The following is an 18,601-nucleotide window of genomic DNA, read 5'->3' on the forward strand; positions in this document are numbered from 1 at the left end:
CCACCTTGAAATCCTGCTGTCAGCAATGCCCCCGCATCATGGGCTGGCTGAGACAACAACAGCGGATTCGCAGAATTGAACGCCCGTGACGAGCGGGTGGAATGGTTGAAAAACTTTCCAAGAGGATTTTGAAATGGCAGCAATTACTGCAGCGCTGGTCAAAGAACTGCGCGAGCGTACCGGCGAAGGCATGATGGATTGCAAGAAGGCCCTGGAAAAGGCCGGCGGCGACATCGAAAAAGCCATTGACGACATGCGTGCCTCGGGCGCCATCAAGGCCGCCAAAAAGGCTGGCAACGTCGCTGCTGAAGGCGCGATCGCAGTCAAGACCGACGGTAAATCCGCCGTTCTGCTGGAAGTGAACTCGCAGACCGACTTCCTGGCCCTGCAAGACGACTTCAAGAACTTCGTTGCCGAAAGCATCGAAGAAGCCTTCGCCCAGAAGCTGACTGACGCAGCTCCGCTGATCGCCTCGCGTGAAGCTGCTCGTGAAGCCCTGGTTGCCAAGTGCGGCGAAAACGTCAATATCCGCCGCTTGGTGCGCGTTGAGGGTGACGTTGTCGGTGCTTACCTGCACGGCAACAAGATCGGTGCCGTTGTTGTCCTGAAAGGCGGCGACGTCGAGCTGGCCAAGAACATCGCCATGCACGTTGCAGCCTCGAACCCAGAGTTCCTGGATGCTTCGGAAATCTCCGCCGAGGCCATCGAGCGCGAGAAGAATGTCTTCCTGCAGCTGAACGCCGACAAGATCGCCGGCAAGCCGGAAAACATCGTTGAGAACATGATCAACGGCCGTATCACCAAGTTCAAGGCCGAAGCCTCGCTGAAAGAGCAAGCCTTCGTCATGAACCCGGAAGTCAAAGTCGGCGAACTGGCCAAGAAAGCCGGCGCTGAAATCGTTTCCTTCACTTACTTCAAAGTAGGCGAAGGCATCGAGAAGCCGGTCGACGACTTCGCTGCTGAAGTAGCCGCTCAGGTAGCAGCTGCCAAGCAGTAAGACAGACTCGTCTGTCGCCCCAAAGAGGCTGCCCGCTCACGCGCGCAGCCTCTTTGTCAAAGCGGGAGCGGTTTTCGAACCGTTGTTCGCTGACGCAGTCGCTGCGTCACGTTAGAGTTACACGCAGGCTCGAAGCAGCCCGCCAGAATTTTACAAACGCCGCAGGAGAGATTCGCAATGGCTCAGCAGGGCAGTGGTTATCAGGCTCGCTATAAACGCATTCTACTCAAACTTAGCGGCGAGGCCCTGATGGGCTCGGAAGAGTTCGGGATCGACCCCAAGGTCCTGGATCGCATGGCACTTGAGGTCGGCCAATTGGTCGGCATCGGTGTTCAGGTAGGTCTCGTTATCGGTGGTGGCAACCTGTTCCGTGGTGCGGCGCTCAGTGCAGCCGGCATGGACCGTGTCACCGGCGACCACATGGGCATGCTGGCAACCGTCATGAATGGCCTGGCCATGCGCGATGCGCTGGAGCGGGCGAACATCACTGCCATCGTGATGTCGGCCATTTCCATGGTGGGTGTGACCGATCATTACGATCGCCGCAAAGCCATGCGCCACCTGAACGCCAAAGAAGTCGTAATCTTCGCTGCCGGTACCGGCAACCCGTTCTTCACCACCGACTCTGCCGCTTGCCTGCGCGCCATCGAAATCGATGCCGACGTGGTATTGAAGGCAACCAAGGTCGATGGTGTATACACTGCAGATCCATTCAAAGACCCGCATGCCGAGAAGTTCGATCATCTGACCTACGATGAAGTGCTGGATCGCAAGCTGGGCGTGATGGACCTGACGGCAATCTGTCTGTGCCGCGACCACAAGATGCCGCTGCGCGTCTTCAACATGAACAAGCCCGGCGCCCTGCTGAACATCGTGCATGGCGGCGCGGAAGGAACTCTGATCGAGGAAGTTCAAAAATGATCAACGACATCAAGAAAGACGCCCAGGACCGCATGGGCAAGTCCATCGAGGCACTGGGTCGCAACCTGGCGTCCATCCGTACCGGTCGCGCCCACCCAAGCATCCTGGACAGCGTCAAGGTTCCGGCCTGGGGCAGCGAAATGCCGCTGAACCAGGTGGCTGCCGTGTCCGTTGAAGATGCCCGTACCCTGAAGATCGTCGCCCACGACAAGAACCTCAGCGCTGCCATCGAAAAGGCCATCCTGACGTCCGACCTGGGCCTGAACCCGTCCAGCGCCGGTACCACCATTCGTGTGCCGATGCCTGCCCTGACCGAAGAAACCCGCAAGGGTTACACCAAGCAGGCCAGCGCTGTTGCCGAAGACGCCAAGGTTGCCGTGCGCAACGTGCGTCGTGACGCACTGGCCGACCTCAAGAAGCTGACCAAGGACAAGGAAATCAGCGAAGACGAAGAGCGTCGCGCCGCTGACGAGATCCAGAAGCTGACCGACAAATTCGTCGCCGAGATCGACGCTGCGTTTAAAGCCAAGGAAAAGGACCTGTTGGCCGTCTAAGGCCGAGGTTTTTTAATGGAAAAGACCAAGCTGGCGGCACCGTCATCGGTGCCGCGTCACGTCGCGATCATCATGGATGGCAATAATCGCTGGGCAAAGAAGCGCCTGTTGCCCGGCGTCGCCGGGCACAAGGCCGGCGTCGATGCGGTGCGTGCGGTCATCGAAGTCTGCGCCAAGTCCGGGGTCGAGGTGCTGACCCTGTTCGCCTTCTCCAGCGAGAACTGGCAGCGCCCGGCCGAAGAGGTCGGTGCGCTGATGGAGTTGTTCTTCTCGGCACTGCGCCGTGAGGCCAGGCGCCTCAACGAGAACAACATCAGCCTGCGTATCATTGGTGACCGTTCGCGTTTTCACCCGGAGCTGCAGGCCGCCATGCGCGAGGCCGAGGCGCTGACTGCCGGCAACAACCGCTTCATCCTGCAGATCGCCGCCAACTACGGTGGGCAGTGGGATATCGCCCAGGCCGCGCAACGGCTGGCGCGTGAAGTTCAGGCCGGCCATCTGCGCCCGGACGACATCACGCCGGGGTTGTTGCAGACATGCCTGGCCACCGGCGAGCAGCCGTTGCCGGACCTGTGCATCCGCACCGGTGGCGAGCACCGCATCAGCAACTTCCTGCTGTGGCAGCTGGCCTACGCCGAACTGTACTTCTCCGACCTTTATTGGCCGGACTTCAAACACGAGGCCATGCGCAATGCCCTGGCCGATTTCGCTTCGCGCCAGCGCCGCTTCGGTAAGACCAGCGAGCAGGTCGAGGCTGGAGCTCGTGCTTAATGCTTAAACAACGCATCATTACCGCGCTGATCCTGCTGCCGGTCGCGCTGGGTGGTTTCTTCCTGCTCAACGGCGGGGACTTCGCCCTCTTCATCGGCTTCGTGGTTACCCTGGGTGCCTGGGAATGGGCGCGCCTGGCCGGGCTTATGGCTCAGCCCCTGCGCATCGCCTACGCCGCGGTGGTCGCCGGGGCGCTGATGCTGCTCTACCTGATGCCTGACCTGGCGCCCTGGGTGCTGGGTGCTTCGGTGATCTGGTGGGCGCTGGCCACCTGGCTGGTGCTGACCTACCCGCGCAGCAGTGAATTGTGGGCCAGCGCCGCCTGCCGCCTGCTGATCGGCCTGCTGATACTGCTGCCGGCCTGGCAGGGGTTGGTGCTGCTCAAGCACTGGCCGCTGGGCAACTGGCTGATTCTCTCGGTCATGGTGCTGGTGTGGGCTGCCGATATCGGCGCCTATTTCTCCGGTCGTGCCTTTGGCAAGCGCAAGCTTGCGCCGCAGGTCAGCCCGGGCAAGAGCTGGGAAGGCGTTTATGGCGGCCTGGCTGTCAGCCTGCTGATTACCCTGGGGGTCGGCATCAGCCGCGACTGGGGTATTGGCCAGATCCTGCTGGGTCTTGTGGGCGCCGCGCTGGTGGTCATGTCGTCGGTGATCGGTGACCTGACCGAAAGCATGTTCAAGCGCCGTTCCGGTATCAAGGACAGCAGTAACCTGTTGCCTGGCCATGGTGGTGTGCTTGACCGCATCGACAGCCTGACAGCGGCCATCCCGATCTTTGCCGTGCTGTTGTGGGCTGCCGAATGGGGTGTGATGTGACTGCCATACAGCGCATTACCGTGCTGGGCGCTACCGGCTCGATCGGCCTTAGCACGCTGGATGTGATCGCCCGTCACCCCGAGCGCTATCAGGTGTTCGCGTTGAGTGGTTATTCGCGCATCGACGAGCTGCTGGGCTTGTGCGTACAGCATCGTCCGGCCTTTGCCGTGGTGCCGAATGGCGAAGCGGCCGCACGCCTGCGTGCTGGCCTTGTGGCTGCGGGCTGCGCCACCGAGGTGCTGGAAGGGGAGGCAGGCCTCTGCGAAGTCGCCTGCGCCCCTGAAGTGGATGCGGTGATGGCGGCTATCGTCGGCGCTGCCGGGCTGCGCCCGACGTTGGCAGCTGTCGAGGCAGGCAAGAAGGTGCTGCTGGCCAACAAGGAAGCGCTGGTGATGTCCGGCGCACTGTTCATGGATGCCGTGCGTCGTAGCGGCGCCGTGCTGCTGCCGATCGACAGCGAGCACAATGCGATTTTCCAGTGCCTGCCGGGCGATTACGAGCGCGGCCTGGGCCAGGTTGGCGTACGCCGGATCCTGTTGACCGCTTCGGGTGGTCCGTTCCGCGAAACGCCGCAAGCGGCGCTGGCCGATGTCACGCCGGAACAGGCCTGCGCCCACCCGAACTGGTCCATGGGGCGCAAGATTTCGGTGGACTCGGCGAGCATGATGAACAAGGGGCTGGAGCTGATCGAAGCCTGCTGGCTGTTCGATGCGGCGCCGGCCAAGGTTGAGGTGGTGGTGCACCCGCAGAGCGTGATCCACTCGCTGGTGGATTACGTCGATGGTTCGGTATTGGCCCAATTGGGCAACCCGGACATGCGCACGCCCATTGCCAACGCCCTGGCCTGGCCTGAGCGGATCGATTCCGGGGTTGCGCCGCTGGATCTGTTCGCCATTGCCCGTCTGGATTTCCAGGCCCCCGACGAACTGCGCTTTCCTTGCCTGCGCTTGGCGCGGCAGGCTGCCGAGGCTGGCAACAGTGCACCTGCTGTGCTCAATGCGGCCAACGAGATCGCTGTCGAGGCATTTCTCGAGCGGCGTATCCGCTTCCCGGAGATCGCGGGTATGATCGAGCAGGTGCTCGACCAGGAGCCTGTGGTTCCGGTGACGTCGCTGGATGCAGTGTTCGCTGCCGACCAGCGCGCCCGCGAGCTGTCTCGTGAGTGGTTGAGGCGCCACGGCCGTTGATTGCGATCGGCCCAGGGTTTGTACGAAAAGTCGTTCCGCTGAACGTCATTCGGAGAAAGACATGACTGCGTTGTACATGATTATCGGCACCCTGGTGGCCCTGGGTGTACTGGTCACTTTCCACGAATTCGGCCACTTCTGGGTAGCGCGGCGTTGCGGTGTGAAGGTGCTGCGCTTTTCCGTAGGCTTCGGGCCTGGCCTGTTGCGCTGGCATGACCGCCATGGCACCGAGTTCGTGGTGGCGGCGATCCCCCTGGGCGGTTACGTCAAGATGCTCGACGAGCGCGAGGGCGATGTGCCCCCGGCACTGGTCGATCAATCGTTCAATCGCAAGTCGGTCCGCCAACGCATTGCCATCGTTGCAGCGGGGCCGATTGCCAACTTCCTCCTGGCTATCGTGTTTTTCTGGGTGCTGGCGATGCTCGGCACCCAGCAGATCCGCCCGGTAATCGGTGCGGTAGAGTCCGGCAGCCTGGCAGCGTCGGCTGGGCTGGTGGCGGGGCAGGAAATCGTCTCCATCGATGGCAAACCGACCAATGGCTGGTCGGCGGTCAATTTGCAGCTGGTTCGCCGCCTTGGCGAAAGCGGAACCTTGCAAGTTGGCGTGCGCGATGAAGGCGCCAGCGCCGAACGTCAGTTGCAGGTGAAGCTTGATAGCTGGCTTAAAGGCGCCGATGAGCCCGACCCGATTCAGTCCCTCGGGCTGCGCCCTTGGCGCCCCGCGGTGCAGCCTGTGCTGGCGGAGATCGACCCCAAGGGCCCGGCTGCTGCTGCCGGCCTGAAGACCGGGGACAAGCTGCTGGCCCTTGATGGCGTTGCACTGAGCGACTGGCAGCAAGTGGTCGACAGCGTGCGCGCGCGCCCCGAGGCCAATGTGGTGGTTCGTGTAGAGCGCGATGGCGCTGCGCTGGATGTGCCGGTAACCCTGGCCCGCAAGGGTGAGGGCAAGGCTGCCGGTGGTTACCTGGGTGCCGGTGTCAAAGGCGCCGAATGGCCTGCCAGCATGCTCCGCGAGGTGAGCTACGGGCCGCTGGATGCAGTGGGCGAGGGCATCTCACGGACCTGGAACATGAGCGTCCTGACGCTCGAGTCACTGAAGAAAATGCTGTTCGGTGAGCTCTCGGTAAAAAACTTGAGCGGACCGATAACCATTGCTAAAGTGGCGGGCGCTTCAGCCCAGTCCGGCGTCGGGGATTTCCTGAATTTCCTCGCCTACCTGAGCATAAGCCTGGGGGTTCTTAACCTGCTGCCCATTCCGGTTCTGGATGGGGGACATTTGCTGTTTTACCTGGTCGAGTGGGCGCGCGGTCGTCCGCTGTCCGATCGGGTACAAGGTTGGGGGATCCAGATCGGTATCAGTTTGGTCGTAGGGGTGATGTTGCTCGCCCTGATCAACGATCTGGGTCGACTATAAAAGCTTCGCATTGCGAACCTGCCGCCCTTTCGCGGCAGGTTGTTTATTGCCAGTTGGAATAAAAGGACTTCATGAAACGTCTGCTGCTAACTGCGGTCCTCTCCGCACTGATGATCGCTGAAGTTCACGCCGAGTCCTTCACCATCTCCGATATTCGTGTCAACGGCCTGCAGCGGGTATCCGCTGGCAGCGTGTTCGGCGCCTTGCCCCTGAACGTGGGCGACCAGGCCGATGACCGGCGCCTGGTGGAGTCGACCCGTTCGCTGTTCAAGACTGGCTTCTTCCAGGACATCCAGCTGAACCGCGATGGCAATGTCCTGATCATCAACGTGGTCGAGCGCCCGTCGGTGTCGAGCATCGAGATCGAAGGCAACAAGGCGATCAGCACCGAAGACCTGATGAAGGGCCTGAAACAGTCGGGCCTGGCGGAAGGCGAGATCTTCCAGCGCGCCACCCTCGAAGGTGTGCGTAACGAACTGCAGCGCCAATATGTCGCCCAGGGCCGCTACTCGGCCGAGGTCGACGCCGAAGTGGTGCCGCAGCCGCGCAACCGCGTCGCGCTGAAAATCAAGATCAACGAAGGCACCGTCGCTGCCATCCAGCACATCAACATCGTTGGCAACACCGTGTTCGACGATGAAGAGCTGTCGCAGCTGTTCGAGCTGAAGACCACCAACTGGCTGTCGTTCTTCAAGAACGACGACAAGTATGCCCGCGAAAAACTCTCCGGTGACCTGGAGCGCCTGCGTTCCTACTACCTGGACCGCGGCTACATCAACATGGACATCGCCTCTACCCAGGTGTCGATCACCCCGGACAAGAAGCACGTCTACATCACCGTCAACGTCAACGAAGGCGAAAAGTACACCGTTCGCGACGTGAAACTGTCCGGTGACCTCAAGGTGCCGGAAGACCAGGTCAAGTCGCTGCTGCTGGTGCAGCCGGGCCAGGTATTCTCGCGCAAGGTGATGACCACCACGTCCGAGCTGATCACCCGTCGCCTGGGTAACGAAGGCTATACCTTCGCCAACGTCAACGGCGTGCCACAGCCGAACGACCAGGACCACACCGTCGACATCATGTTCGTCGTGGACCCGGGCAAGCGTGCTTACGTCAACCGCATCAACTACCGCGGCAACACCAAGACCGAAGACGAAGTGCTGCGCCGCGAAATGCGCCAGATGGAAGGCGGCTGGGCGTCGACCTACCTGATCGACCAGTCCAAGACCCGTCTGGAGCGCCTGGGCTTCTTCAAGGAAGTCAACGTCGAGACCCCGCCGGTGCCAGGCACTGACGACCAGGTCGACGTCAACTACAGCGTTGAAGAGCAAGCCTCCGGTTCGATCACCGCCAGCGTCGGTTTCGCCCAGAGCGCCGGCCTGATCCTCGGTGGTTCGATCAGCCAGACCAACTTCCTCGGTACCGGTAACAAGGTCTCCATCGGCCTGACCCGTTCCGAATACCAGACCCGCTACAACTTCGGCTTCGTGGACCCCTACTTCACTGCTGACGGCGTCAGCCTGGGCTACAACGCGTTCTACCGCAGCACCGACTACGACGACCTCGACGTCGACGTGGCCAGCTATGCGGTCGACAGCCTGGGTGCGGGTGTCAGCCTCGGCTACCCGATCAGTGAAACCTCGCGCCTGACCTACGGCCTGAGCGTGCAGCAGGACAAGATCAAGACCGGCCGTTATACCGTCGACGAGATCTTCGACTTCCTCGAAGAAGAGGGCGATAGCTTCCTGAACTTCAAGGCGTCGGTCGGCTGGTCCGAATCGACCCTGAACAAAGGCGTGCTGGCAACCCGTGGTCACTCCCAGAGCCTGACCCTGGAAACCACCGTGCCGGGCAGCGACCTGTCGTTCTACAAGCTCGACTACCGCGGCCAGCTGTTCAAGCCAATCAACAATGATTACACCCTGCGCCTGCACACCGAACTGGGCTATGGTGATGGTTTCGGTGGTACCTCGGGCCTGCCGTTCTACGAGAACTACTACGCGGGTGGCTTCAACTCCGTCCGTGGCTTCAAGGACAGCAGCCTGGGGCCGCGCAGTACGCCTAGTACCGGCAAGAACCCAGGTACGATTGCCGACCCGGATCAGGATCCGCTGCCATTCGGTGGCAACGTGCTGGTGCAAGGTGGCGTCGAGCTGCTGTTCCCGCTGCCGTTCGTCAAGGACCAGCGTTCGCTGCGCACCTCCTTGTTCTGGGATGTGGGTAACGTGTTCGACACCAATTGCGGCAGCAAGCCGGATTGCGAAAAGGTCGGCTTCTCGGGCATGGCCAGTTCGGTCGGCCTGGGCGTCACCTGGATTACTGCCCTGGGCCCGTTGAGCTTCAGCCTGGCGATGCCGGTCAAGAAGCCGGACGATGCCGATACCCAGGTGTTCCAATTCTCTCTGGGCCAGACCTTCTAAGGTCGGCCCTAGCTTAATGACAACGGTTTATCCAGGAGTGCATCGTGCGTAAATTGGCTCAACTGGCCGTAGTGGCCGCGGCGCTGGTCGCCACCCCGGCGTTCGCCGAAATGAAGGTTGCCGTACTGAACTATCAGATGGCCCTGCTCGAATCCGATGCCGCCAAGAAGTACGCGGTGGATGCCGAGAAGAAATTCGGCCCGCAACTGACCAAGCTCAAAGGGCTGGAAAGCAGCGCCAAGGGCATTCAGGACCGCCTGATCAAGGGCGGCGACAAGATGGCCCAGCCAGAGCGCGAGCGCCTGGAGCTTGAATTCAAGCAAAAGGCCCGTGACTTCCAGTTCCAGTCCAAGGAACTGAACGAAGCCAAGGCCGTCGCCGACCGTGACATGCTCAAGCAGCTCAAGCCCAAGCTGGATGGCGCTGTCGAGGAAGTGATCAAGAAAGGCGGTTACGACCTGGTTCTCGAGCGCGGTGCGGTCATCGATGTCAAGCCTCAGTACGACATCACCCGCCAAGTCATCGAGCGCATGAACCAAGCCCGTTGATATGACCGTGACCATGACGCTCGGCCAGCTGGCCGAGGCCCTCGGGGCCACTCTCAAAGGCTCCGAGGCGCTGCAGATTACCGGGCTTGCCACCTTGCAGGAGGCAGGGCCCGGGCAGTTGAGCTTCCTCGCCAACCCGCAGTACCGCAAATTCCTGGATAACAGCCAGGCCGCTGCGGTGCTGCTGAAGGCTGCGGATGCCGAAAGCTTCACCGGCAACGCCCTGATCGTCGCCGACCCGTACCTGGCTTACGCGCGCATTTCCCACCTGTTCGACCCGAAACCCAAGGCTGTGGCGGGAATACATCCCAGCGCCGTGGTGGCCGAGGACGCGCAGGTCGATGCCAGTGCCAGTATCGGGCCGTTCGCGGTTATCGAGAGCGGCGCACGCATCGGCGCCAACGTGAGCATCGGCGCGCATTGCGTGATCGGTGCCCGTTGCGTGGTCGGCGAGGGCGGCTGGTTGGCGCCACGGGTCACGTTGTATCACGACGTGACCATCGGCAAGCGCGTGGTCATCCAGTCGGGCGCCGTGATCGGTGGTGAAGGCTTCGGTTTCGCCAACGAGAAAGGTGTATGGCGCAAGATTGCCCAGATCGGCGGGGTCACCATCGGTGATGACGTCGAGATCGGCGTGAATACCGCGGTAGACCGTGGTGCGCTGTCCGACACGCGGATTGCCGACGGGGTCAAGCTGGACAACCAGATCCAGATCGCACACAACGTCCAGATCGGTGAGCACACGGCCATGGCCGCCTGCGTCGGGATTTCCGGCAGCACGCGCATTGGCAAGCACTGCACCATCGCCGGCGGCGTCGGCATGGTTGGCCACATCGATGTCTGCGACAACGTATTCGTGTCCGGGATGACCATGGTGACCCGTTCTATCACCGAACCGGGCGCCTATTCTTCCGGTACTGCCATGCAGCCATTGGCTGACTGGCGCAAGAGCGCCGCGCGTATCCGCCAGCTGGATGACATGTCCAAGCGTCTCCAGCAGCTGGAAAAACGTGTCGATACCGTGACCTCAGGTGGCCAGCCGGCATCAGAAGGCTGATACCATTTCCTGAGCAAGAGTGAACAGTCGCTAGCTGGCTCCTCTTTGGATTGCAAAAGGAGCGTGTGGTCAGCACCTGCGCTCCCTATTCTTATTACAGGCTTCCCCCCGAAATGATGGACATCAACGAGATTCGCGAATACCTGCCTCACCGCTACCCGTTCCTGCTGGTAGACCGTGTGACGGATCTGGACTTCGAGGCCCAGAGCATTCGTGCCTACAAGAATGTCAGCATCAACGAGCCGTTCTTCAACGGGCATTTCCCGGAACACCCGGTAATGCCAGGCGTGCTGATCATCGAAGCCATGGCGCAGGCTGCAGGCATTCTCGGTTTCAAGATGCTCGATACCAAGCCCGCCGATGGCACGCTGTACTATTTCGTCGGTTCCGACAAACTGCGTTTCCGTCAGCCGGTATTGCCGGGCGACCAGCTGGTGCTGGAAGCGAAGTTCATCGGCCGCAAGAAGACCATCTGGAAGTTCGAGTGCCGGGCGTTGGTCGATGGCAAGCCTGTGTGCTCGGCCGAGATCACCTGTGCGGAACGTGAGCTATGAATTCGATTGATCCGCGAGCGATCATCGACCCGTCGGCCAAGCTGGCCGACGGCGTCGAGGTCGGCCCGTGGTCGATCATTGGCCCCGACGTTGAAATCGGGGAGGGTACCGTCATCGGTCCCCATGTGGTGCTGAAGGGCCCGACCCGGATCGGCAAGCACAACCGCATCTACCAGTTTTCCTCTATCGGCGAAGACACCCCTGACCTCAAGTACAAGGGTGAACCGACGCGGCTGGTGATCGGTGACCACAATGTGATCCGCGAGGGGGTGACCATCCACCGTGGCACGGTCCAGGACCGCGCGGAAACGACCCTGGGTGACCACAACCTGATCATGGCCTATGCCCATATCGGCCATGACAGCGTGATCGGCAACCATTGCATCCTGGTGAACAATACGGCGCTGGCCGGGCATGTGCACGTGGGAGACTGGGCGATCCTGTCCGGTTTCACCCTGGTGCACCAGTATTGCCACATCGGTGCCCATGCGTTTTCGGGCATGGGTACAGCGATCGGCAAGGATGTCCCGGCCTTCGTCACGGTGTTCGGCAGCCCCGCCGAGGCCCGCAGCATGAACTTCGAAGGCATGCGCCGTCGCGGTTTCAGCGACGAGGTGATCCATGCCCTGCGTCGTTCCTACAAGATCGTCTACCGTCAGGGCCTGACCGTCGAAGAGGCGATCAAGGAGCTGGACGAGCTGGCCGGCAAGCACCCCGAGGTCGACCTGTTCCGTCAGTCGATCGTGAATTCTGCCCGCGGCATCACCCGCTGACATGGCGCAGCTTTGCGTAGCCCTGGTCGCGGGTGAGGCCAGCGGCGATATTCTCGGTTCCGGCCTGATGCGCGCCTTGAAGGCGCGCCATCCCGATGTGCGTTTTATTGGTGTCGGCGGCCCGTTGATGGAAGCCGAAGGCCTGCAGTCGTATTTCCCCATGGAGCGTCTCGCGGTCATGGGCCTGGTCGAGGTACTGGGGCGCCTGCGCGAGCTGCTGAAGCGGCGCAAGGCGTTGATCCAGACCCTGATTGCCGAAAAGCCCGATGTGTTCATTGGCATCGACGCCCCTGACTTCACCCTCAATATCGAATTGAAACTGCGCCAGGCCGGTATCAAGACCGTGCATTATGTCAGCCCGTCGGTCTGGGCCTGGCGGCAGAAGCGTGTGCTCAAGATCCGTGAGGGCTGCGACCTGATGCTGACCCTGCTGCCGTTCGAGGCGCGCTTCTATGAAGAGCAGGGCGTGCCGGTGCGCTTCGTTGGCCATCCCTTGGCAGATACTATTCCATTAGAGGCTGATCGCCAGGCGGCGCGCGTTGCCCTGGGCCTGGGCGGCGGCCCGGTAGTGGCATTGATGCCGGGTAGCCGGGGGGGCGAGGTCGGTCGCCTCGGCGCGCTGTTCCTCGACGCAGCGCAGCGCCTGTGCGAACGGGTGCCGGGTGTACGCTTCGTATTGCCCTGCGCCAATGCGGCGCGGCGTGCGCAGCTCGAGCAGATGCTCGAGGGTCGTGACTTGCCCCTGACGTTGCTCGATGGCCAATCGCACCAGGCCCTGGCTGCCTGTGATGCGGTGCTTATCGCCTCCGGTACCGCTACGCTGGAGGCCATGCTGTACAAGCGCCCCATGGTCGTCGCCTACCGCCTTGCGCCGCTGACTTACTGGATACTCAAACGCCTGGTAAAAAGCCCCTACGTGTCGCTGCCCAATTTGCTGGCCCAGCGCGAGCTGGTGCCCGAGCTGCTGCAGGACGCCGCTACCAGCGAAGCCCTGGCGCAGGCCTTGGCACCGCTGGTTACCGATGGCAGCCAGCAGACCGAGCGCTTCGACGAGATCCACCGTACCCTGCGCCGCGACGCCTCCAACCAGGCGGCAGACGCGGTGCTCGCTTTGCTGAAGGACCGCTGACATGCAGATAGGACTGGACTTCAACCTGGTCGAGGAGCTGGTCGCCGGCGTCGATGAAGTTGGCCGTGGCCCGCTGTGCGGCGCGGTGGTAACGGCAGCGGTGATTCTCGACCCGGCACGCCCGATCCTGGGCCTGAATGATTCGAAAAAGCTCACCGAAGCCAAGCGCGAAGCGCTGTTCGACGAAATCTGCGAAAAAGCCCTGAGCTTTTGCATCGCCCGGGCCGAAGTGGATGAAATCGACCGGCTGAACATTCTTCACGCCACCCTGTTGGCCATGCAGCGTGCGGTCGAGGGCTTGCACATCACGCCCAAGCTCGCGCTGATCGACGGTAATCGCTGCCCCAAGCTCGCGGTGCCGGCTGCGCCAGTGGTCAAGGGCGATAGCCAGGTGCCGGCGATCGCTGCCGCGTCGATCCTGGCCAAGGTCACCCGTGACCGCGAAATGAGCGCTTTCGAGCTGATCTATCCGGGGTACGGCATTGGCGGGCACAAGGGCTACCCGACCCCGGTGCACCTTGAGGCCCTGGCGCGGCTGGGGCCTACGCCGATTCATCGGCGCTCGTTTGCGCCGGTGCGTGCCGCCTGGGAAGCCCGTGAAGGCATTACCGATTCTCTGATCTAGGCCAGCGGCCGCTTTGCGGCCCATCGCCGGCAAGCCAGCTCCCACAGGGGGCGGCGGCAACCCCAGCGAAGGGGCTGCAAAGCAGCCCCAAACCCCCCTCGCATTTACGTTACAATCCCGCCTCGTCGTTCAGCACTGCTACAGGATCTTCCATGTCGGTACCCTTCGTTCACCTGCGCGTCCACTCCGAATTCTCGCTGGTAGACGGCCTGGTGCGGATCAAGCCGCTGGCCAAGGCGCTGGCGGGGATGAACATGCCGGCAGTGGCGATCACCGACCAGAGCAACATGTGCTCGCTGGTGAAGTTCTACAAGGCCGCCATGGGCGCTGGCATCAAGCCGATCTGTGGTGCCGACCTGTGGCTGGCGGGGGGCGACCCGGAGGCGCCACTGTCGCGCATCTGCTTCCTGGCCATGAACCCTGCGGGTTATCGCAATCTCACCGAGTTGATCTCGCGGGGTTGGACCGATGGCCAGCGCAACGGCCTGGTGATTCTTCAGCGTGACTGGATCGCCCCGGCCAGCGACGGGTTGATTGCCCTGTCTGCAGGCAAGGAAGGCGATATCGGCATGGCCTTGATGGCGGGCCGGACCGACGAGGCCGAGGCGCTGCTGCACGATTGGATGGGCATGTTCCCCGATCGCTTTTACGTCGAGGTGCAGCGCACCAACCGCGCCGGTGACGAAGAGTACGTGCATGCCGCCGTGGCACTGGCCGACAAGTTCAGTGCGCCGCTGGTGGCGACCAACGATGTGCGTTTCATCAAGCAATCCGACTTTGACGCCCACGAAAGCCGCGTGTGCATTGGTGAAGGCTGGACCCTGGACGACCCGCGTCGCCCGCGGATGTACAGCGATCAGCAGTACCTCAAGAGCGCGGACGAAATGGCCGAGCTGTTCAGCGACCTGCCCGACGCCGTCGCCAACACCGTCGAAATCGCCAAGCGCTGCAACATCCAGGTGCAGCTGGGCAAGTACTTCCTGCCCGACTTCCCGACGCCCAACGGCATGGGCATCGATGACTACCTGCGCCACGTCTCCCATGAAGGGCTCGAGGAGCGCCTTGCGGTGCTCTGGCCGAAAGAGACCACGCCCAATTACGAAGAGAAGCGCCAGGTCTACCTGGACCGCCTGAAGTTCGAGCTGGACATCATCATCCAGATGGGCTTCCCCGGCTACTTCCTGATCGTGATGGACTTCATCAAATGGGCCAAGAACAACGGCGTGCCGGTAGGCCCTGGGCGGGGCTCGGGTGCCGGCTCGCTGGTGGCCTACGTATTGAAGATCACCGACCTCGACCCGCTGGCCTACGACCTGCTGTTCGAGCGTTTCCTGAACCCTGAACGGGTTTCCATGCCCGACTTCGACGTCGACTTCTGCATGGATGGGCGTGACCGGGTGATCGACTACGTCGCCGAGGCCTATGGTCGCAACGCGGTCAGCCAGATCATCACCTTCGGCACCATGGCCGCCAAGGCGGTGGTGCGCGACGTGGCGCGGGTGCAAGGCAAGTCGTATGGCCTGGCCGATCGCCTGTCGAAGATGATCCCGTTCGAAGTGGGCATGACTCTGGAGAAGGCGTACGAGCAGGAAGAGATTCTGCGCGACTTCCTCAAGGGCGATGAAGACGCCCGTGAAATCTGGGAGATGGCGCTCAAGCTGGAGGGTGTCACCCGGGGTACCGGCAAGCACGCCGGTGGCGTGGTCATCGCCCCGACCAAGCTTACCGACTTCTCGCCGATCGCCTGTGACGAAGAAGGCGGCGGCCTGGTTACCCAGTTCGACAAGGACGACGTCGAGGCCGCAGGCCTGGTCAAGTTCGACTTCCTCGGCCTGCGTACCCTGACCATCATCAAGTGGGCAATGGAGACGATCAACCGCGAGCAGGCCAAGAACAACCTGCCCGACCTGAACATCGACTTCATCCCGCTGGACGACCGCAAGACCTACGAGCTGCTGCAGAAGGCCGAAACCACGGCGGTGTTCCAGCTTGAATCGCGGGGCATGAAAGAGCTGATCAAGAAGCTCAAGCCCGACTGCCTGGAAGACCTCATCGCACTGGTGGCATTGTTCCGCCCTGGCCCGTTGCAATCGGGCATGGTGGACGACTTCATCAACCGTAAGCACGGGCGCGCCGAGCTGGCCTACCCCCACTCGGACTACCAGTACGAAGGCCTCAAACCGGTATTGGCACCAACCTACGGCATCATCCTGTATCAGGAACAGGTGATGCAGATTGCCCAGGTCATGGCCGGTTATACCCTGGGCGGCGCCGACATGCTGCGCCGAGCCATGGGCAAGAAAAAGCCCGAAGAGATGGCCAAGCAGCGCGGCGGTTTCATCGAGGGTTGTGTCGCCAACAACATCGAGGCAGACCTCGCCGGTAACATCTTCGACCTGGTAGAGAAGTTCGCCGGCTACGGCTTCAACAAATCCCACTCGGCAGCCTATGGCCTGGTCTCCTATCAGACCGCCTGGCTCAAGACTCACTACCCGGCGCCGTTCATGGCTGCGGTACTGTCGGCGGACATGCACAACACCGACAAGGTGGTGGTGCTGATCGAAGAAGTGCGCACCATGAAACTGCGCCTCGATGCACCGGACGTGAATGCCTCCGAGTTCAAGTTCACGGTCAACGACGACGGCCGCATCATCTATGGGCTGGGTGCCATCAAAGGTGTCGGTGAAGGCCCGGTGGAAGCCATCGTCGAAGCGCGCGCCCAGGGCGGGCCGTTCAAGGACTTGTTCGACTTCTGCGAGCGGGTCGACCTCAAGCGCGTCAACAAGCGGACCCTCGATGCGCTGATCCGCAGCGGGGCCCTGGACCGTCTCGGCCCGCACTTCCATGATGAGATCAAGGCGTACCACGCCAGCATCGACATCAACCGTGCGACCTTGCTGTCGGCCCTGGAAGAAGCCATCAAGGCTGCAGAACAGACCGCGCGCACGGCCGACAGCGGCCATGTCGACCTGTTTGGCGGGCTGTTCGTCGAAGCCGACTCGGATGTCTACGCCAACCACCGCAAGGTGCGCGAGCTGACGCTCAAAGAGCGCCTGAAGGGCGAGAAAGACACCCTGGGTGTGTACCTTACCGGCCACCCGATCGATGAATACGAAGGGGAGATCCGCCGCTTCGCCCGCCAGCGGATCATCGACCTCAAGCCGTCGCGCGAAACGCAGACCATCGCCGGGATGATCATTGCCCTGCGCGTGATGAAGAACAAGAAGGGCGACAAGATGGGCTTTGTCACCCTCGATGACCGGTCCGGGCGCATCGAGGCGTCGCTGTTCGCCGATGCCTTCATGGGCGCTCAAGCGCTGTTGCAGAACGATGCCATGGTGGTGGTCGAAGGCGAGGTCAGCAATGACGACTTCTCGGGTGGCCTGCGCCTGCGCGTGAAGCAGGTGATGACCATGGAAGATGCCCGGACCAAGCTGGCCGAGAGCCTGCGCCTGAAGATCACCCACGAGGCGCTCAAGGGTGACCGCCTGAACTGGCTGGGCGAGCTGATCACCCGCCACCGCGGCGGTTGCCCGATCACCCTCGAATACACGGGCAGCGATGCCAAGGCCATGTTGCAGTTCGGCGAGCAGTGGTCGATCGACCCGGCCGATGGCCTGATTCAGGCGCTGCGTGACCAGTTCGGGCGTGAGAACGTCTTCCTGCAATATCGTTGAACCGACGAAATTTACGCTCGACCTGAATGCGCCTGATCCCTTAAGGTAGGGCGCCAAACGGATCAACCGGCCGGCCGCCTGGCCGTAGACCCAAGACGGATGACTATGAACCCGAATTTTCTCGATTTCGAACAGCCGATTGCCGACCTGCAAGCCAAGATCGAAGGGCTGCGTTTGGTGGGTAACGACAACTCGCTGAATATCAGCGATGAAATTGCCCGTCTGCAAGACAAGAGCAACACACTGACCGAAAGCATCTTCGGCAACCTGACCAGCTGGCAGATCGCCCGCCTGGCCCGCCACCCACGTCGTCCTTACACCCTGGACTACCTGGAGCACATCTTCACCGAGTTCGAAGAGCTGCACGGCGACCGCCACTTCTCCGACGACGCCGCCATCGTCGGCGGTACCGCGCGCCTGGATGGCAAGCCGGTAATGGTCATCGGCCACCAGAAGGGCCGTGAAGTGCGCGAAAAGGTTCGCCGCAACTTCGGCATGCCGCGCCCGGAAGGCTACCGCAAGGCTTGCCGCCTGATGGAAATGGCCGAACGTTTCAAGATGCCGATCCTGACCTTCATCGACACCCCGGGTGCCTACCCGGGCATCGACGCCGAAGAGCGCAACCAGAGTGAAGCGATCGCCTGGAACCTGCGCGTCATGGCGCGCCTGAAAACCCCGATCATCGCCACCGTGATCGGTGAAGGTGGTTCCGGCGGTGCATTGGCCATCGGTGTGTGCGACCAGCTGAACATGCTGCAGTATTCCACCTACTCGGTGATCTCGCCGGAAGGCTGTGCCTCGATTCTGTGGAAGACGGCCGACAAGGCTGCCGACGCTGCCGAAGCCATGGGCATCACTGCCGAGCGCCTGAAGAGCCTGAACATCGTCGACAAGGTCATTCAGGAGCCGCTGGGCGGCGCCCACCGTGACCCGGCGCAGATGTCCGAAAGCATTCGCGCCGACCTGGTTGAGCAGCTGGACATGCTGGGCAAGTTCGACAATGACGCGCTGCTGGCCCGTCGTTACGAGCGCCTGATGAGCTACGGCATCTGATGTAGCCCTGGGGCCGCGTTGCGGCCCTTTCGCCGGGCAGCCGGCGCCCCCATTTTGCGCGGTGTGGGCGGCTAATGTGGGGGGCGGCGTGGCGGCGCAAGGGGGG

Annotated in this window: 16 protein-coding genes; all 16 read left to right on the top strand. The window is 62.0% G+C overall.

Annotated features, from left to right (window positions below; translation table 11 throughout):
• Positions 1-133 precede the first annotated feature (133 nt).
• The 16 genes from tsf to ACNQPL_RS15020 all read left to right on the top strand — a co-directional run bounded on the left by tsf (position 134) and on the right by ACNQPL_RS15020 (position 18,495).
• The gene (tsf, locus tag ACNQPL_RS14945; RefSeq protein ID WP_279805046.1) at positions 134-997 is read left to right on the top strand and encodes a translation elongation factor Ts; all 864 of its coding nucleotides are present in this window, start codon (positions 134-136) and stop codon (positions 995-997) included.
• Between the two features lie 177 nt (positions 998-1,174).
• A complete protein-coding gene (pyrH, locus tag ACNQPL_RS14950; protein ID WP_008094912.1) occupies positions 1,175-1,918 on the top strand; it encodes a UMP kinase in 744 nt (247 codons plus the stop codon).
• Complete coding sequence (frr, locus tag ACNQPL_RS14955) at positions 1,915-2,472, top strand: ribosome recycling factor (protein ID WP_008094910.1); 558 nt, start codon at positions 1,915-1,917, stop codon at positions 2,470-2,472. Before pyrH ends, frr begins: the two co-directional genes overlap by 4 nt.
• A gap of 15 nt (positions 2,473-2,487) precedes the next feature.
• Positions 2,488-3,243 (top strand): polyprenyl diphosphate synthase, encoded by a 756-nt coding sequence (gene uppS / locus ACNQPL_RS14960; protein ID WP_387528454.1) that lies wholly within the window; start codon positions 2,488-2,490, stop codon positions 3,241-3,243.
• Positions 3,243-4,058 carry a phosphatidate cytidylyltransferase gene (locus ACNQPL_RS14965; protein ID WP_346611792.1) on the top strand — a complete coding sequence of 272 codons (816 nt, stop codon included), beginning with the start codon at positions 3,243-3,245 and terminating at the stop codon, positions 4,056-4,058. Before uppS ends, ACNQPL_RS14965 begins: the two co-directional genes overlap by 1 nt.
• On the top strand, positions 4,043-5,245 hold the full coding sequence (ispC, locus tag ACNQPL_RS14970; protein ID WP_416467141.1) for a 1-deoxy-D-xylulose-5-phosphate reductoisomerase: 1,203 nt from the start codon (positions 4,043-4,045) through the stop codon (positions 5,243-5,245). The genes ACNQPL_RS14965 and ispC overlap by 16 nt, the downstream gene beginning before the upstream one ends.
• Before the next feature lie 61 nt (positions 5,246-5,306).
• Positions 5,307-6,659 (top strand): RIP metalloprotease RseP, encoded by a 1,353-nt coding sequence (gene rseP, locus ACNQPL_RS14975; RefSeq protein WP_346611790.1) that lies wholly within the window; start codon positions 5,307-5,309, stop codon positions 6,657-6,659.
• Between the two features lie 71 nt (positions 6,660-6,730).
• Positions 6,731-9,079, top strand: a complete 2,349-nt coding sequence (gene bamA / locus ACNQPL_RS14980) for an outer membrane protein assembly factor BamA (protein ID WP_416467142.1) — start codon at positions 6,731-6,733, stop codon at positions 9,077-9,079.
• A gap of 44 nt (positions 9,080-9,123) precedes the next feature.
• The gene (locus tag ACNQPL_RS14985) at positions 9,124-9,627 is read left to right on the top strand and encodes an OmpH family outer membrane protein (RefSeq protein WP_167069119.1); all 504 of its coding nucleotides are present in this window, start codon (positions 9,124-9,126) and stop codon (positions 9,625-9,627) included.
• 1 nt (position 9,628) lies between these two features.
• Positions 9,629-10,684: a UDP-3-O-(3-hydroxymyristoyl)glucosamine N-acyltransferase gene (lpxD, locus tag ACNQPL_RS14990; protein WP_346611788.1), complete on the top strand. Its 1,056-nt coding sequence runs from the start codon at positions 9,629-9,631 to the stop codon at positions 10,682-10,684.
• Positions 10,685-10,797: 113 nt separating this feature from the next.
• Positions 10,798-11,238: a 3-hydroxyacyl-ACP dehydratase FabZ gene (gene fabZ / locus ACNQPL_RS14995; RefSeq protein ID WP_346611787.1), complete on the top strand. Its 441-nt coding sequence runs from the start codon at positions 10,798-10,800 to the stop codon at positions 11,236-11,238.
• Positions 11,235-12,011: an acyl-ACP--UDP-N-acetylglucosamine O-acyltransferase gene (gene lpxA / locus ACNQPL_RS15000; RefSeq protein ID WP_346611786.1), complete on the top strand. Its 777-nt coding sequence runs from the start codon at positions 11,235-11,237 to the stop codon at positions 12,009-12,011. Before fabZ ends, lpxA begins: the two co-directional genes overlap by 4 nt.
• Before the next feature lies 1 nt (position 12,012).
• Positions 12,013-13,140 carry a lipid-A-disaccharide synthase gene (lpxB, locus tag ACNQPL_RS15005; RefSeq protein ID WP_346611785.1) on the top strand — a complete coding sequence of 376 codons (1,128 nt, stop codon included), beginning with the start codon at positions 12,013-12,015 and terminating at the stop codon, positions 13,138-13,140.
• A gap of 1 nt (position 13,141) precedes the next feature.
• Positions 13,142-13,765: a ribonuclease HII gene (rnhB, locus tag ACNQPL_RS15010; protein WP_346611784.1), complete on the top strand. Its 624-nt coding sequence runs from the start codon at positions 13,142-13,144 to the stop codon at positions 13,763-13,765.
• A gap of 152 nt (positions 13,766-13,917) precedes the next feature.
• Positions 13,918-17,442: a DNA polymerase III subunit alpha gene (gene dnaE, locus ACNQPL_RS15015; RefSeq protein WP_416467143.1), complete on the top strand. Its 3,525-nt coding sequence runs from the start codon at positions 13,918-13,920 to the stop codon at positions 17,440-17,442.
• A 105-nt stretch (positions 17,443-17,547) separates the two neighbouring features.
• Positions 17,548-18,495, top strand: a complete 948-nt coding sequence (locus ACNQPL_RS15020; RefSeq protein ID WP_346611782.1) for an acetyl-CoA carboxylase carboxyltransferase subunit alpha — start codon at positions 17,548-17,550, stop codon at positions 18,493-18,495.
• Positions 18,496-18,601: the final 106 nt, after the last annotated feature.

The sequence above is a fragment of the Pseudomonas sp. LFS044 genome (genome assembly GCF_047978245.1).
GTDB lineage: Bacteria > Pseudomonadota > Gammaproteobacteria > Pseudomonadales > Pseudomonadaceae > Aquipseudomonas.

Coding starts and splice junctions, on each gene's coding strand:
- rseP (WP_346611790.1), top strand. CDS start 5,307: ATGACTGCGTTGTACATGATTATCGGCACCCTGGTGGCCCTGGGTGTA.
- fabZ (WP_346611787.1), top strand. CDS start 10,798: ATGATGGACATCAACGAGATTCGCGAATACCTGCCTCACCGCTACCCG.
- ACNQPL_RS14965 (WP_346611792.1), top strand. CDS start 3,243: ATGCTTAAACAACGCATCATTACCGCGCTGATCCTGCTGCCGGTCGCG.
- ACNQPL_RS15020 (WP_346611782.1), top strand. CDS start 17,548: ATGAACCCGAATTTTCTCGATTTCGAACAGCCGATTGCCGACCTGCAA.
- lpxB (WP_346611785.1), top strand. CDS start 12,013: ATGGCGCAGCTTTGCGTAGCCCTGGTCGCGGGTGAGGCCAGCGGCGAT.
- pyrH (WP_008094912.1), top strand. CDS start 1,175: ATGGCTCAGCAGGGCAGTGGTTATCAGGCTCGCTATAAACGCATTCTA.
- bamA (WP_416467142.1), top strand. CDS start 6,731: ATGAAACGTCTGCTGCTAACTGCGGTCCTCTCCGCACTGATGATCGCT.
- ispC (WP_416467141.1), top strand. CDS start 4,043: ATGGGGTGTGATGTGACTGCCATACAGCGCATTACCGTGCTGGGCGCT.
- lpxD (WP_346611788.1), top strand. CDS start 9,629: ATGACCGTGACCATGACGCTCGGCCAGCTGGCCGAGGCCCTCGGGGCC.
- dnaE (WP_416467143.1), top strand. CDS start 13,918: ATGTCGGTACCCTTCGTTCACCTGCGCGTCCACTCCGAATTCTCGCTG.
- frr (WP_008094910.1), top strand. CDS start 1,915: ATGATCAACGACATCAAGAAAGACGCCCAGGACCGCATGGGCAAGTCC.
- rnhB (WP_346611784.1), top strand. CDS start 13,142: ATGCAGATAGGACTGGACTTCAACCTGGTCGAGGAGCTGGTCGCCGGC.
- tsf (WP_279805046.1), top strand. CDS start 134: ATGGCAGCAATTACTGCAGCGCTGGTCAAAGAACTGCGCGAGCGTACC.
- lpxA (WP_346611786.1), top strand. CDS start 11,235: ATGAATTCGATTGATCCGCGAGCGATCATCGACCCGTCGGCCAAGCTG.
- uppS (WP_387528454.1), top strand. CDS start 2,488: ATGGAAAAGACCAAGCTGGCGGCACCGTCATCGGTGCCGCGTCACGTC.